Origin of the sequence: Fusibacter ferrireducens, assembly GCF_015352425.1 — a bacterium.
Classification (GTDB): Bacteria; Bacillota; Clostridia; order Peptostreptococcales; family Acidaminobacteraceae; genus Fusibacter_A; species Fusibacter_A ferrireducens.
The window spans coordinates 149,121-165,427 of the sequence record NZ_JADKNH010000004.1; the positions used below are offsets into that span (position 1 = coordinate 149,121).

General features: G+C 38.8%; 13 protein-coding genes. 4 read left to right on the forward strand and 9 right to left on the reverse strand.

The annotated features are described in order from the left end of the window. Nucleotide 1: 1 nt before the first annotated feature. Complete coding sequence (locus ISU02_RS07665; RefSeq protein ID WP_194701228.1) at nt 2–1,663, forward strand: hypothetical protein; 1,662 nt, start codon at nt 2–4, stop codon at nt 1,661–1,663. Nucleotides 1,664–1,834: 171 nt separating this feature from the next. Here the strand turns inward: ISU02_RS07665 and ISU02_RS07670 are convergent, their stop codons facing one another. After that, complete coding sequence (locus tag ISU02_RS07670; RefSeq protein WP_194701229.1) at nt 1,835–2,386, reverse strand: glutathione peroxidase; 552 nt, start codon at nt 2,384–2,386, stop codon at nt 1,835–1,837. 212 nt (nt 2,387–2,598) lie between these two features. On the opposite strand from ISU02_RS07670, the gene ISU02_RS07675 reads away from it, so the two are divergent. Further along, entirely contained in the window at nt 2,599–3,084 is a 486-nt protein-coding gene (locus tag ISU02_RS07675) for a MarR family winged helix-turn-helix transcriptional regulator (protein ID WP_194701230.1), read from the forward strand. A gap of 192 nt (nt 3,085–3,276) precedes the next feature. On the opposite strand, the gene ISU02_RS07680 is transcribed toward ISU02_RS07675, so the two are convergent. After that, nucleotides 3,277–3,918 (reverse strand): lactate utilization protein, encoded by a 642-nt coding sequence (locus ISU02_RS07680; protein WP_194701231.1) that lies wholly within the window; start codon nt 3,916–3,918, stop codon nt 3,277–3,279. A gap of 182 nt (nt 3,919–4,100) precedes the next feature. On the opposite strand from ISU02_RS07680, the gene ISU02_RS07685 reads away from it, so the two are divergent. After that, the gene (locus ISU02_RS07685) at nt 4,101–6,443 is read left to right on the forward strand and encodes an ATP-dependent Clp protease ATP-binding subunit (RefSeq protein ID WP_194701232.1); all 2,343 of its coding nucleotides are present in this window, start codon (nt 4,101–4,103) and stop codon (nt 6,441–6,443) included. A gap of 236 nt (nt 6,444–6,679) precedes the next feature. Here ISU02_RS07685 and ISU02_RS07690 read toward each other — a convergent pair whose 3' ends face one another. Continuing rightward, nucleotides 6,680–8,020: a D-serine ammonia-lyase gene (locus tag ISU02_RS07690; protein WP_194701233.1), complete on the reverse strand. Its 1,341-nt coding sequence runs from the start codon at nt 8,018–8,020 to the stop codon at nt 6,680–6,682. A 158-nt stretch (nt 8,021–8,178) separates the two neighbouring features. Here ISU02_RS07690 and ISU02_RS07695 point away from each other — a divergent pair, with 158 nt between their 5' ends. Further along, nucleotides 8,179–8,691: a hypothetical protein gene (locus tag ISU02_RS07695; RefSeq protein ID WP_194701234.1), complete on the forward strand. Its 513-nt coding sequence runs from the start codon at nt 8,179–8,181 to the stop codon at nt 8,689–8,691. Nucleotides 8,692–8,890: 199 nt separating this feature from the next. Here ISU02_RS07695 and ISU02_RS07700 read toward each other — a convergent pair whose 3' ends face one another. From ISU02_RS07700 to ISU02_RS07725, 6 genes are all read right to left on the reverse strand, one after another. Then, entirely contained in the window at nt 8,891–10,627 is a 1,737-nt protein-coding gene (locus ISU02_RS07700; protein ID WP_194701452.1) for an NADH-dependent [FeFe] hydrogenase, group A6, read from the reverse strand. A 22-nt stretch (nt 10,628–10,649) separates the two neighbouring features. Next, nucleotides 10,650–12,443 carry an NADH-quinone oxidoreductase subunit NuoF gene (locus ISU02_RS07705; protein ID WP_194701235.1) on the reverse strand — a complete coding sequence of 598 codons (1,794 nt, stop codon included), beginning with the start codon at nt 12,441–12,443 and terminating at the stop codon, nt 10,650–10,652. Between the two features lie 12 nt (nt 12,444–12,455). After that, nucleotides 12,456–12,851, reverse strand: coding sequence for a (2Fe-2S) ferredoxin domain-containing protein (locus ISU02_RS07710; RefSeq protein WP_194701236.1), 396 nt, complete (start codon nt 12,849–12,851; stop codon nt 12,456–12,458). Nucleotides 12,852–12,853: 2 nt separating this feature from the next. Next, complete coding sequence (locus ISU02_RS07715) at nt 12,854–13,357, reverse strand: NADH-quinone oxidoreductase subunit NuoE family protein (RefSeq protein WP_194701237.1); 504 nt, start codon at nt 13,355–13,357, stop codon at nt 12,854–12,856. A gap of 258 nt (nt 13,358–13,615) precedes the next feature. Further along, nucleotides 13,616–15,550, reverse strand: coding sequence for an FtsX-like permease family protein (locus ISU02_RS07720; protein WP_194701238.1), 1,935 nt, complete (start codon nt 15,548–15,550; stop codon nt 13,616–13,618). Further along, nucleotides 15,537–16,301: an ABC transporter ATP-binding protein gene (locus ISU02_RS07725; RefSeq protein WP_194701239.1), complete on the reverse strand. Its 765-nt coding sequence runs from the start codon at nt 16,299–16,301 to the stop codon at nt 15,537–15,539. Before ISU02_RS07725 ends, ISU02_RS07720 begins: the two co-directional genes overlap by 14 nt. Between the last annotated feature and the right edge of the window lie 6 nt (nt 16,302–16,307).

Consider the following 16,307-nt stretch of genomic DNA (forward strand, 5'->3'; position numbering starts at 1 on the left):
CATGAAAAAAGATTTTTTATTGATTAAAATTTTGACTAAAATTCGAGGTGTTTTTAAGAATACATCTGTTAATTTTGAAGATCTCATAACCATCTTATCTTTAAAATTGACTTTGGATGATCGAAAATCCAGTGCCATGGGCATGGCCAAAAAGCAAAAATTGACTGGTATGAAGTCCAATTTGCTCATGCAGGGTTTTTTTGGTCTCTTTATAGGGCTGGTCATGCTTGTCCCCTTTGATCTTTTTTACAAAATCTCCATTATAACGGCTATGGATTTGTTTTTCATGGTTATGTTTATGATCTCTGATTTTTCAAGTGTTCTATTGGACACGCGGGACAAGGATATTATTTTGACCAAGCCCGTTAGCCTTGAGACCATGAACGTGGCAAGATTGATTCACGTCATCTATTATATGATCAGCTTGTTTTTAGCACTCAATGCAATCTCAATATGTATTTTAACCTATCAATATGGGGTAAAGATTTTGCTTGGGTTTGTGATAATGCTCGTATTGCTATCGCTTTTCATTGTATTTGTAACGACAATACTTTACAGTATTTTATTGGAACAATTTAGTGGTGAAAAGTTAAAGGATATCATCAATGCCTTTCAGATTATGCTTTCAGTTGTAACCATTATATCCTATCAATTAGTGGGGAGAATCTTTGAGTTCGTCGATTTTGAAATGGTGATCCACATCAGGTGGTGGACATACCTTCTACCGCCAGCATGGTATGCATCGCTCTTTAAAGTGTTAGTAGAAGGAGATTTTACAAGGGCTTATGTGATCATGGCGATTTTATCCGTATTGGTGCCTATTATTTCTGGAAGTGCTTTGATCAAATGGATTTTACCAAAATACGAAAGTTATCTTTCGAAACTTCAAATAGAAGATGGGGTTTTTATTCCCAAGAACTCACTTAAAGAAAGGCTAAAACAATCTCTTTATAATATAGTAGCGCGTGATCATAAAGAGCGTGCTTTTATGAAATTTGCAGATGCCAATTTAAGTCGGGATAGAAAATTGAAACTCATGATTTTACCCAACCAAGCTCTTGGATATGTATTCCCTTTGATCATGATTTTACCGTTCATAAGCAGAAGCAACGGCATACAGGGATTACTTACTGAGTTAAACGGGTCTTTGCTCTATATGAATGCGTATTGGGCAATTGTGATGTTTACCTCCAATTTTGAATTTATGCAATACAGTGAAAAATTCGAAGCGTCTTTCATTTATGATAGTTTTCCAATTGAAGACAAACGCGTCATTTTCATTGGTGCAATTAAGGCATATTACATCAAATACATGTTGCCGGGAATGATATTCATCAATGTTCTATTCTTATTTTTATGTGGCATGTCATCACTTGTAGGGTTGTTGATTATAGATGTCATGAGTTTTTTCCTACTTTTACTCAGATACAAAATGACACATCTGGAGTTGCCATTTTCTAAAGAGGTCAGTTCTTCAGGCAATAAAAATCCAGCCCCCGTTTTTGGACTAATGGGCTTATGTGCATTAGTTGCAGGTGCACAATTCCTGTTTGTTAAAAACAATGTACTCATGGGATTGCTGGTCCTCATAGTCATGGTGATCATGACACAGTTAGCTTATGTATCTCTCTTTAAAAGACCAGAAAAAATAAAACAAAATTGATTTTATGACTCACAACGCCCCACTGTCAAATGCCTTATTTCAGGCCCTATTCGCATGAACTGCGAACGACCCTGATTAAAGTATTTGACAGTGGGGCGTTATATGTTTTTGATATAGTTTGATTGTTTTTTTAGACTTATGATCAGGCCAATATTTAGAAGAATTCGCAGACTACTTCTGAAGCAACTTTTCGATGTCGTCGATCATGTCCAGTGGATCAACTGGAGATTCAAAGCGCTTGATGATATTGCCTTCCTGATCGATCAAGAATTTTGTAAAGTTCCATTTGATGCTGTCACCATGCAACATTTCAGGATATTTTTCTTCAAGGACTTTTTCAAGCATCTTATGGCTTGCTTGGCTGCGATCAAAACCTTTAAAGGGTGCTTTTTCAGTTAAGTATTTAAAGAGTGGATGTGCTGATGTGCCTCTGACATCCATTTTTTCAAAAAGTGGAAATGTAACGCCATAATTGAGTTCGCAAAAGGATTTAACTTCATCATTTGTGTTGAATTCTTGGTCTGCAAATTGATCACAAGGTGCTCCTAATATAACGAGTCCCTTTTCTTTATACTGGTTATAAATTTTTTCAAGATCTTTATATTGTGGTGTAAATCCACATTTGCTTGCAGTGTTTGCAATAATCATAACCTTGCCTTTAAATTGGTTTAAATCGACCTCATTTCCATCGATGTCTTTTACATTAATATCATATAGTGACATAATATCCTCCTTAGATTTTTAATCACACAAAATATAAATTGTGTGCAATTGAATTGTATAAAATCATTATAACGATGGGACATTATTTTGTCAACCCAATTTTAACAGTTTTTAAAACTCTGATTAATTTACTGATCTTGACAAGATTTTAGAATTTACATATAATTAAATTGTACAAAACTTAATTGTGTTTAAAATAGCGAGGTGGTTTTATGGACTATGATCAATTAAAATTAGAAAATCAATTGTGTTTTCCACTATATGCGGCATCTAAAATGACCACGCGTTTATATAAGCCACTATTGGAGCCTTTTGAACTCACATATACACAATACATCACTTTGCTGTCTCTTTGGGAAAAGGATGGTGTCACAGTAAATGAGCTTGGAGCAACATTATATCTTGATTCTGGAACCATGACGCCTTTATTAAAAAAACTTGAGAAAAAGGGTTGGGTTTCTAAAAGTAGAAGTGTAGAAGATGAACGAACTGTCTTGATATATTTAACAGAAGAAGGCTGGCAATTGAGGGCGCAGGTGGCAGATATCCCGTCAAAACTCGCCAAGTGTTTGGATCTGCCCATGAGTGATATTCTATCGCTTCACAGAATATTGCATCAGATGTTAAACGCCCAAATTGAAAGAGAAGAGAAACAAAATTTGAGTCATCATCCGATGTCTCAAACCGATTTTCGCTGACGCCGCTTTTGGCTCAAATCTTGTTGTATAACAACATTTGAGTCATCATTTGATGTCTCAAACCGATTTTCGCTTACGCTGTTTGAGGTTGAACACCCCCTCATCACAGCTTTTGGCTCAAATCTTGTTGTTTTATTAAAAAAAGCAATACTCTTAAAATAAGAGTATTGCTGTAAGTTCAGGTTGAGAGGCTTAATAGCCAATGGGTTCGCCAACGATAATCACATGGATTCTGTCTTTAGTACGCTGATATCTGGTGGTGACATAATGACAGCAGATACGGCCTGGACTCATGCAGTCCTGACATTCGCCTGTGACCACACAAGGTGTATTACAGTTAAGTCTTGAACAATTGGATGGCGCTGCAATTTGCCTGTTACGATGAACGGCTTCATCCAGATTTCTAACGAGCTTATTGATACCAGCGATGACGATGACTCGATCTGGACCATAAGTGAGCGCAGCAACACGGTTACCGCTGCCGTCTACGTTATAGAGTTCTCCATTTTCCGTAAGTGCGTTGGTACTCATGAGATAGGCATTTGCAGAAAACGCACTTCTATGAACTTGTTTTATTTCTTCCGGTGTCAGATTAGGTGCGTATCGATCCAGAAACTCATATTCACCTGAGCGCAAGAGTTCAAAAATATCGGTTTCAAACAAGGTTTGAGAGCCACCCACTGCAACACGATCTCCAGGGGAGAGCAGTGACTTTATGAGCGGTTTTAACTCAGCGATGGATTCGATGTAATGTCCCTTCATTTGGTTTTTTTCAAGATTTTTAAGTGTACGATCAATTTTGAGCGACATGATTTTGTTTGTATTATGATCCATAAGAACCTCCAATAGAATCGCGTGGTATAGTTTATCATCTTTATTGTAAGCAATTGATAAAAGAAAAGCAACCGCTATAAGTGTTCATAGAAAATTTAAGGTTTATGAGCGAATACAATATAAAAATAGTGTATAATGAGTTTGTGAAAAGGTGTAAACTCTATAGAAAAGGATGAAAACTCATGAAGAAATGTTCTGTATGTAATAAAAATGTTGCGATGATGCGCACCGCTAAAATAGAAAACGGCAAAACTGAATATATAGATTTATGCCTCGAATGCGCTGAGAAGATGGGTTATCCTGTTATGGACGAGATCATGAATCAAATTAATCTCAGTCCTGAAGAAATGGATAATCTGTCTAAACAAATGAATAAGCTCTTCGATAATATCTCACAGGATGAAGATAATCCGCTTATGAATTTGATGAATTTTGATCAAGAAGGTCTGGATGCTGACGAGACTTACGAAGATTATGAAATTCAAGAAGATGATGAATATGAAAAAGGGATCGATGATTACGATCGTGGTGAAGATATTGGGGCAGAAGATGTGGAAGATTCAGAACCACAAGAGGCCCAAAACAATCGCAAATCCGGACGCAAGGCGAAGAAGATCAAATTGAAATCTTTATCAAAATATGGTGCCAACTTAATAGAGAAAGCTCAAAATGGTGAAATTGATCGCATTATCGGTCGCAATCGAGAAATAGATAGAGTAGTTCAAATACTAAATAGAAGAAGTAAAAATAATCCAATTTTATTGGGAGAACCAGGCGTGGGCAAAACAGCCATAGCAGAAGGTCTTGCAGTGAGAATTGTCGATAAGCAAGTACCCGAAAAATTGCTGGATACTGAAATTTATCTTTTGGATATGACTGCTATCGTGGCAGGGACACAATTTAGAGGGCAATTTGAAGGTCGCATGAAGGCGATTATCAATGAAGCCAATCAACATGGCAATGTGATTTTGGTGATTGATGAAGTGCATAACATCATGGGCGCAGGAGAAGTTCATGGTGGTGTTATGAATGCCGCTAATATTTTAAAACCTGCACTTGCGCGTGGTGAAGTTCAAATCATCGGTGCTACGACTATGGAAGAGTATAGAAAGCATATTGAAAAAGATGCAGCACTTGAAAGGCGTTTCCAACCTGTAATTGTAGAGGAACCCAATATAGCGGATAGCATAGAAATTCTCATGGGCATTAAGGATTACTATGAGCGTTTTCATAAAGTGATTATTTCTGATGAAGTCATTGAAGCCGCTGTGAAGCTTTCAGAACGCTATATTACGGATCGCTTTTTACCCGACAAGGCCATTGATGTTATCGATGAAGCTGGATCGAGAGCTAATCTCAAAAATCACGGTTTGGTGGAAGTGAAAGCACTTGAAGACGAGCTTGCACGACTTGAAGATATTAGAGAAGATGCCATTGAGCGCGATCTCTTTGAAAAGGCAGCTGAGTTGAGAGTGGATGAACTCAAACTACAGGAAAAGATAGATCGCATTAAGAAAGCTTCAAATGAGGTCAATTTAACAGTTGAAGATGTGGCATATGTCATAGAAGCATGGACCAAGATTCCCGTTCAGAAAATAACGGAAGAAGAAGCAGAAAAACTTATAGAACTTGAAAACAGATTACATCGTCGCGTAATTGGGCAAGAACATGCGATTGAGTCCATTGCCAAGGCCATTAGACGTAACCGTTCAGGATTCCGTAAGAAGAGAAAACCTGCATCGTTTGTATTTGTGGGACCTACAGGTGTTGGGAAAACAGAGCTTGCCAGAACGCTCTCAGAAGAGCTCTTTGGCACTGAAGATGCTATGATTCGAGTGGATATGTCTGAGTTTATGGAAAAGCATACGGTTTCAAAATTAATTGGTGCGCCTCCAGGCTATGTGGGTTATGAGCAAGGCGGACAACTCACTGAAAAAGTGAGACGCAATCCCTATTCGGTCATCCTTTTGGACGAAATTGAGAAAGCGCATCCCGATATTTTCAATGTGTTGCTGCAAATACTTGAAGACGGTAGATTGACAGATGGTCAGGGTCGAACTGTATTTTTTGAAAACACGGTTTTGATTATGACATCTAATGTGGGCACTAATCTTAAATCCACAGGTATTGGTTTTGGAAGTGAAAGCGATCTTAAAACGGAAAATAAAATCAGAGAAATGCTTAAAGAAACATTTAAACCAGAATTCCTGAATCGAATCGATGACATCATTGTGTTTAGAACTCTTAAGAAAGAAGAACTCAGAAAGATTATCGATTTGCAGCTTAATGAGGTAAGAGAAGAAGTCAGTGAAAAGCATATGACTCTAGAAGTCAGTGATGAAGTTAAGGCGCTTATTTTATCGGAAGGTTTTGACGAGAAATATGGTGCAAGACCGCTTAGAAGGACGATTCAAAAACTTATTGAGGATGAAATTGCAGAACTCTACATCCGCAAGCTCATCAAAGATGGCATGACTCTAAAAGCGATTTTAGAAAATCAAAAGGTTAAAATTGAACTCTCGTAGAGGGCAGATAAAATAATTTAGTCGTGTGTGCATTTCATTGATGGCTTTAAAATAATAAACAATAAAGGTTTATTAGAAAACAATTTATAGGTATGTGAAATTAGAGAAGCTGAACCATTCACTTTTGCAGGAGCTCCGCAGGCGTAACGCCGAGGACTGGTCTCCAAAGCAAGTGATGTGTTCAGCTTCTGTTAGTTTATTGAGTGCTTATTTTATAAGTCTATGGTGTCATGAGATTAAAGCGTCATGAGATCAGAATTTTGACCTTTGGCAATATCTGCCTTCATGATCTCTTCTGGAACAAGATTACCACCTGTTGCCCATGAGAGGTGTGTACAGTTTTCCATCTTGTCTAATAAATTATGGTCTTTTAGATAATTGAAACCAGGCGTATCATAGAAAAGCTTAATCGGACCAATGGCACCTGCCAGTGCTGAAGGTTCTAGACTCAGCTTTTGAGACTCAGCCATAAGATAGAGCATACGATAAAGTTTTTCATCTGAAACAGTGTAGATACCGCTTAGAAGAGGACTCATAACTCTGCCCACAAGTTTTGAAGGTCTGCCAACAGCCAATCCATCTGCGATGGTTTTATTATCAAGGCCAATGTCGTTTACTGAAATGGCATCATATTTTCCAGTGGACATCCCTAGCATCATACATGGAGCATGTGTAGGTTCTGCAAAGAAGACGTGTACAGCATCGCCATATATGAGCTTTAGAGCATAGGCGATACCACCGGGAGCGCCACCAACGCCACACGGCAAATAAGCAAAAAGTGGATGATCTTCATCAATGAGACGTCCAATTTTAGCAAATTGTTCTTTGAGTCTAAGCACAGCAACGGCATATCCAGTAAAGAGATCCAGTGAATTCTCATCATCAATAAAATGACAATATGGATCAAGATCAGCCATTTTACGGCCTTCTTCAACCGCTTTTGAATAATCAGAATCATAGAGAATCACATTGGCGCCTCTATCTCTTAACATCTGGATTTTCCACGGTTTGGCATCATGTGACATGTGTACGTTGACTTTAAAGCCCAGAGCACGACTGATGGTGCCAATGCTGAGGCCTAAGTTTCCGGTGGAGCCCACTGCAATTGAATACTTTGAAAGATGCGCTTTGACGGGTTCGGATAAGAACTTATCATAGGAGTCTGACAAAGTGATGAGCCCAGCTTCAAGTGCAACTTTTTCTGCGAATTTGATGACTTCGTAGACGCCACCTCTGGCCTTGATAGACCCTGCAATTGGCAGGTGGCTGTCTGCTTTTAGAAACCAATCGCCTAAGATGCGACCGCCGATAAAAGTGATGACTGATTTTTGGTAGTTTTCTATAGAAACCAGAGGTGATTCAATAATACCGTTGGATGCTTTTGTCTCTTCAAATGCAGCCTCAAAAAAAGGTGCAAATCGTCTAAGTCTTGCATCTGCATCTTCAATTTCGCTAAGAGTAGGAAAATGAACGGGCAGTTTATCTATCACTGAAGTTGCTTCTGAAAAAGGTTTGAAGTTTGGATTAATCCAAAGCGCTTCATTGTAAGATTTGAGATGATCCATTACATTAATCATGTCTGTGCCTCCTTAAGAAATCATAGTTATCACATCAATCATATCAGACAATATATCAAATATAAAGATAGATTTATCATTTAAATGTCATATTGAAGAAATATAAATATGCTATAATAAAGTCATATTAGGACTTATTATCAAAAGGAGAGGTATGTATGAGACAATCAAATTTTCTTCAGCATAAACAAACCATACGGATGAGTATGAGTTTAATTCTCATTATTGGATTTTTCTTGCCTTGGTTTACAATGGACCCCAATTTCAGTATGTTTGCCACTTCAAAAGCGGGTTTTTCAGGAATGAGCCTTGTCATGGGGATTAATTTTGCGGTACAGATGATCAATGCCTTTGGGACGGCATATAATTTTCCGGCATCGGCAAATGTGATCTATCTTGGCTATTTGTTGTTGTTGATACCTCTATTGGGCGTCATAGCGATTATACTGAGTGGATTGAGACATAAATGGGGCTACCGATTGCATTTAATTCAGTATGCCTTTGCACTCTTCGTATTTATAGCGATCATTATTGTGACTAACATCAATGCAGAAATGAGAGAACTCGTTGGAAACGTCACCAACACTGGATTCGGATTTTACTTGTGTTTAATTGTTTCATTGGCAGGGATTGTCTATTCTATTTATGAATGGAGAAAAGGGAAGCGTTAAACGGATTTATTACTGGAAATGGTTTTGTTCTAGGCAATGCTGTTCAACCTGTTTTATCTCGTTGGGCGAGAACAAACTATGCAAAATAATATATTCTTTACATGACAAAAAAGATGATTTTGATTTATTCAAAATCATCTTTTTAAATGGTGTTAGAAACTTGAAAGTGTATTGAAAAGCATAACTTGCAGCGGATGAATCAAATTTTTTCCTTAGGCACATAATGCGTATGAAGCAGTTCATGTGCTTTATGACTGTTTGGTTTGCCTAGGAACTCATCATAGAGTTTCTTAATATAAGGATTTTCATGTGATTTTCTAAGCACCTTATTGCGATCTTCTTGATAAATTGCAGCCTGTCTCTTCTTGATAATTTCCATGTCCCCGTGATGGTATGGTTGACCACCACCGCCAATACAGCCTCCTGGGCATGCCATGATTTCAATGGCATCAAAGTGAGAGGTGCCAGCTTGAATTTCTTCAAGGAGTTTTCGAGCGTTGCCGAGACCATGAGCAATGCCAATTCTGAGATTGAGATCGCCAATTTGTACATGGCCTTCACGAATCCCTTCAAAACCCCTTAGTTGTTCAAAGTCTACCTTTTCAAGCGTTTCATTGGTAATCCATTCATAAGCAGTTCTAACCGCAGCTTCGATGACGCCGCCAGTTGTACCGAAGATGACAGAAGCGCCGGTACTCTCGCCGAGGATGGAATCAAAATCACTTTCAGGCAATCCTGCATAATCAACAGCGGCTTCTTTAAGCATAAGGCCCAGCTCACGTGTGGTGATGACGATGTCAACATTGTTGTTCTCATCTTTAGTGAGTTCTGGTCTTGCAGCTTCTGCTTTTTTGGCAAGGCAAGGCATAACGGAAACCACGACGATATCCTCAGGGTCCATATTCATTTTTTCAGCATAGTAGCTTTTCACAATGGCACCGAGCATGATCTGTGGTGATTTACAGGTGGATGGAATATCTAGAAGATCAGGGAATTGATGCTCGAAGAATTTAACCCATGCAGGGCAGCAACTTGTGAGCATTGGCAATCGACCACCGTTTTGGATTCTGTGAATTAATTCAGAAGCTTCTTCCATAATGGTAAGATCAGCCCCAAAATCGGTATCAAATATAGCATCGAAGCCGAGACCTCTGAGCGAACTCACCATTTTGCCTGTGCTAATGGTACCCGCAGGCATGTCAAAGAGTTCCCCAATGGCAACACGCACAGCTGGAGCCACTTGAACCACCACGTGTTTTTTAGGATCGTTTAGCATATCCCAAACTTTATCGGTGTTATTGACTTCAGTGAGGGCCGCTGTAGGGCAGACTGCCACACATTGACCGCAGTAAGTACAGGAAGTGTCCACCATATCTAGGTTGAAAGCAGGACCGACAAAGACATCAAATCCTCTGTTCACAGCAGACAAGATGCCGCAGGTTTGGACCTCGTTGCACATGGTTTCACAGCGACGGCACATGACGCATTTATTGGGATCCTTGACGAGCGAGAAAGAAGAGGTATCTTTAGCGTAGTTCATCTTTTCACCGTTATATCTGATTTCGCGAATGCCGAGATCAGAGGCCAATGCCTGTAGATCACATTCCAAATTTTTTGGACAAACGAGACAATCGTAAGGATGATTTGAGAGCAAGAGTTCCACAGCCATCCTTCTTGCCGTGATAGAACGAATATTATCCGTCCTGATGACCATGCCATCTGTACATAGCTCTGAACATGATGGCACAAGAGCCGGCCGTCCTTCGACTTCTACCATGCAGACGCGGCATGAAGCCGTTTGATTCACAATGCCAAATTCATGAAGATTGAGATGGCATAACGTCGGTATTTTTATGTTAACTTGTTTGGTTGCTTCTAGAATAGTAGTGCCTTCAGAAACTTGTAAATCTAGGTCATTTATTTTGATATTAAGCATCTTCAAAAGAATACCCCCTTCTTTATGGTTTGATGACTGCGTCGAATTTACACGCTGTATAGCATGCGCCACAAGCAATACACTGTTCCTCGTTAATGACGTGTTTTTGCTTTGGCTTACCTTCGATACAACTTACTGGACAAACTCTCGCACAGGCCGTACAGCCGATGCATTTTTCTTCATCAATTTTATATTTGGCAAGAGCTTTACATGCACCAGCAGGACAACGTTTATCCTGAATATGTGCAAGATATTCGTCATAGAAGTATTCAAGTGTGCTCAGTACAGGATTTGGCGCAGTTTGACCAAGACCGCATAATGCACTGTCTTTAATCATTATACCTAGGTTTCGAAGTTTAGTGATATCTTCCATAGTGCCTTCACCAGTGGTAATTTTATCTAAAATTTCATACATTCTCTTAGTGCCTAGTCGACATGGTGTACATTTGCCACAGGATTCATCTTGTGTAAAATCTAAGTAGAATTTCGCAATGTTGACCATGCAGTCATCTTCGTCCATGACGATCATGCCACCAGAGCCCATCATGGAGCCGATGGATTTTAAACTTTCATAATCAATAGGTGTATCCAAATCCAATTTGGTGATGACGCCACCAGATGGGCCACCTGTTTGAACCGCTTTGAATTCTTTACCGCCGATGATCCCTCCGCCGATGTCATAGATAATTTCTCTTAGGGTCGTTCCCATTGGCACTTCCACAAGGCCTACATTGTTCACTTTACCTGCAAGGGCAAAAACTTTTGTGCCTTTTGACTGCTCTGTACCAATACTGCTGAACCATTCAGCACCTTTTAAAATAATAGGAGCAATGTTGGCATAAGTCTCTACATTATTAACGCTTGTCGGTTTTTTATGATAACCTTGGATAGATGGGTAAGGTGGCTTTTTAGTGGGTTCACCACGACTGCCTTCCACAGAGTGAATAAGTGCTGTTTCTTCACCGCAGACGAATGCACCTGCACCTAATTTGATCTCGATGTCAAAGTTGAAGTCAGAACCAAAGATGTTCTCGCCGAGCAAACCAAATTCTTTAGCTTGTTCCATAGCCACTTGAAGTCTGGAGATGGCAAGGGGATACTCAGCGCGGATATAGATGATCCCTTTGCTTGCGCCAATGGCGTATCCTGCAATTGCCATGGCTTCAAGGACAGAATGTGGATCACCTTCAAGGATAGAACGGTCCATAAAGGCACCAGGATCACCTTCATCTGCATTACAGATAACATATTTTTGATCTGCAACAGGTTTACGTGTGAGCTCCCATTTGAGACCTGTGGAGAATCCGCCGCCACCACGGCCTCTAAGACCGCTAGCTTTAACGATTTCTATAACCTGTTCAGGTGTTTTTTCAGCTAAAACCTTGCCAAGTGCTTCGTAGCCATTGAAGGCGATGTATTCATTGATATCTTCTGGGTTGATTAGACCACAGTTCCTAAGGGCGATTCGATATTGTTTTTTATAAAAGCTCATCTCATCATGTTTAGCAAGATTAACTTGAGTTTCTGGTTCTTTATAGAGTAATCTTTCAACGGTTCTGCCCTTTATGATATGTTCGTTGATAATTTCATCGATATCATCAAGCCCTACCTGAACATAAAAGACATTATCCGGATGAACTTTGATGATAGGGCCTTGACCGCAAAAACCGAAGCACCCCGTTTTAACCACATTGACTTCTTGATCATAGCCTTTCTCTACTAATTTACTCTTCAACAAATCTACCATTTCAAGGCTCTGTGCAGAAACACAACCCGTACCGCCACAGACCATTATGTGCGTTCTTTCTATAGCCATAGTTTCCCCTCCTTACAATGCACTGTTAAACGTTTTAATAAGCACATGATCATCGATGATGATACCTTGTTTAATGTATTTCTCCACGATGTCTTTTACCGTTGCTCTATCGACATTACCGTAGATAATAGGCTGCTTACCAGGCATATTAACCTGAACAGTAGGTTCACTATGACAATACCCCATACATCCAACTTGTACAACTTTGATATGATCGATGGATTCAGCACTGATAATGTTCACAAATTCGTTGAGCACTTCACGACTACCTGCTGCAATACCACAAGTTGCCATGCCTACGAGAATTTCGATTGTTTGGTCTTCGGAATCACCCGATTCACGAAGTTTTACTTTTTTGATTTGATTATCGCGGATTTTTTTGAGTTCATCTAAAGATTTAATGGGCATGTTTATTCGCTCCTTTCGCTATTTTTACAGGTTTCGATAATATTAGCCACATCAGAAGCTTTGACATGACCGAACACTTTATCGTTGATCATAACCACAGGTGCAAGTCCACAGGCACCTATACAACGGACGTCGTTCATTGTGAAGAGACCATCAGGTGTCGTTTCGCCAAATTTGACACCAAGTTGTTTTGTAAATTCATCGACAACTTTATCAACGCCCTTGACGAAGCAAGCTGTTCCCATGCAGACACTAACTGTGAATTCACCGCGCTTTTCTTGCGTAAAATAGGAATAAAAACTAACAACACCATAAACCTTTGATGCAGGAATGTTGAGCTTACGAGCAACATAGAGTTGTAGCTCGCTTGGTAAGTACCCGAATAGATCTTGAGCTCTATGAAGCACCGCAATAAGGCCATCTTTCTTTGATACCTGTGCATCAATGAAAGCATCTAATGCTTCAAGTTTTTCTTTAGCGTTGTCAAGACTAAAAACATCTGCCATAAATAAACCATCCTTTCTAATTTCGCTGCTCAATTAACACAAATGATTGCAATTCGTTAAAATTTAGACGGATCACAAATTATTTTTACCCAAAAAAAAGGCGTTCATACAAAAAAATATGCACAAATTATTGTGATCTCTCTTTTTGATTGTTAGAGAGCTCATTTTGATACAAATATGAAAACAGCACCCAAAGCAGGAAACTTGGATGCCGTTTTATTTTTATGGATGCCGTTTAAATTTATAATGGGTCATTTTTTATTTTCCAGAAATGGCTGTTCGATAGTAATACTGCACGGTTAACAAATAGAAACACAGATAAATGAAAATGTACATGCCCACCGATATGAGGATAGGTGTTATAAGTGAAGATGTCATAAGGGATTCAAAGGCACGCAGTGCAAAGAGTGAGTGCAAGATACCGAGTATGATCGGCAAAGTGAACATCGCAGCCATTTGCTTATAGATCGCTTGTTTAATCATGGGGTGGCTATAGCCAATTTTTCTCATAATCGTGTACTTGGGTTGATCTTCCTCAGCCTCATTGATCATTTTAAAGTAGAGGATGGAACCGGTTAAAATCAAAAAGACAATGCCCATAAAAATACCTGCAAATAGCATAAGACCCTTCATATCTCCAAGAGATATATATGTTCTATAAAAGCTATGAAGTTTTACACCATCATACTTATTGATGATAGTCCCTAAATCTGCCTCAAGTTGTTTGACGCTTTTGTCATTTTGTACGGTATATGCATGGAAATAGGTCTTCAAAGGCGAATTGAGATGATTATAGCTTTCATCGTTCATAATATAAATGGGTGGTTCCATCTGTGAGGTCAAATAATAAGGCAATACATCGGTAATTTTAAGGTCATGTGTAGTCTGATTAGACGTGTAGATTTGTTTAATACTACTATAACTGTACCAACCTCTTGCAGCATATGGGTCCATCGCAATAAATTCACCTTGGGGTACAGAAATTTCATTGAGATGGTGACTTTTAAGGTAAAGATTTGCAGTGGATTCAGATATAAACCAAGCATCTCGCTGTGCATCGAGAGCAAAATTATCGACTGCATCTGATTTCGAACCTGCGGAGACAATCTCAACTGGAACATATGAAACTTCAATTTGGTAATCATAAACCAATGGATGACCAGAGTTTTCGATTGCATTTATAAAAGCAGGTGCGATTTCGTTATCTTGACTTAAATCATCATATTGATAGATATATGAATGTGGATAACGTTCATGCGTACTTTGATCATAATTAAAGAAAAATGAATAGCAGACGCCAAAAGCGGTTAAAGTCGTGGCGCTGAGTATGGCAATTAAAGCCAATGTTCGTGCATGTGTTTTAATGCGATAGACAATGTTTGAAACCGCAATGAGGTGATCACCTTTGTAATAAAAACCTTCAAATCTTTTGAGTGTTTTTGTAAAAGTCACAACCACTGATGAAAAGAGTCCAAAAGTGCCTAAGATCACCAGAATTAAAACGGCAAGTGCAATAAGGGCTAAATGTTGATTGAGCATATGTTGAGATAGATAATACCCTACACCTAAACATAGAATAGAAGCTATGGATAAAATAAAACTCGTCTTGGGTTCCTGTTCCACTTTTTTAGAGGCAGAAAAGAGTTCTATGATTTGAAATCGATAAATGAGTGATGCACTGTGAAATGAAGCAATCACAAAGAGAATCACAAATATAATACCTGTGTCCAGGACCGCTTGAAAAGGCACTGAAAAGCCCACTTCAACAGGAATCTCCATAAGCTTTAGGACCAACATCATAAAGAATTTAGAAAAGAGGATACCGATTAAGATGCCCAAAGTAAGACTTAAAACCATTACGAGCATATTTTCGAAAAAGAGCATTCTGGCAACTCTCTTTTTCGGAACGCCAAGTAAAGTATAGAGTGCCACTTCTTTTTTTCTCTTCTTAGTGAAAAAGGCATTACAGTACCATATGAAAACAGCGGAGAATAAGACAAGAACTACGCTGGACATGTTCATAATCACTAGAAATTTCAAAGAAGTGTCTGAGGCAAACATGATTTTTGAATTGTATTTAATGGAACAGAAAATGTAGTAAAAAGTGATGGCGATTGTAACTGAAAAAATATAGAGTAGATAGTTTTTAAAGTTACGGTGAATATTCTTAAGCGCTAAACTAGAGAAGGTCATTGATACCACCTCCAAGAGCCCCTAATGTGGATATAATCTTGTTGTAAAAGGGCTTTCGGTTGCCATCGCTGTAGATTTCCGTGAATGTTTTGCCATCTTTGATGAAGATAATACGATCACAATAACTTGCAGCATAGGGATCATGGGTTACCATTAAAATCGTTGCATTTTGAGTCGTATTGAGTGTTCTTATGGATTCCAGCAGTTTTTGAGAAGACTTGGAATCCAATGCCCCAGTGGGTTCATCTGCAAGAATAAGTCTGGGTCTGTTAATCATCGCCCTTGCAGCAGCAGTTCTTTGTTTTTGACCTCCAGAGATTTCGCTTGGGTACTTGTGAAGAATATCTGTTATACCAAGTAATTTAGAGGCATTTTCAATGCGCGTCTTAATTTCAAGTGAAGGAACTTTGCCAATGGCAAGTGGCAATAAAATATTTTCTTTTACATTTAAAGTATCCAAGAGATTAAAATCTTGAAAAATAAAACCGAGTTTTTCGCGTCTGAAATCTGAAAGCGCTTTCTTCTTAATGGTAGAAATATCTGTTTGTTCGTAGAGAATTCTACCAGACGTGGGTGTATCAATGGTGGAAATTACATTTAAAAGAGTGCTTTTTCCACTACCTGAAGGGCCCATAATGCCTAAGAATTCACCTTCATGAACTTCAAACGAAAAATGATCCAATGCCAAAGTTTGATTGTTTTTTGAACCATAAATTTTAGTGATGTTTTCCGCACACAGTATGTTGGTCATGATTTG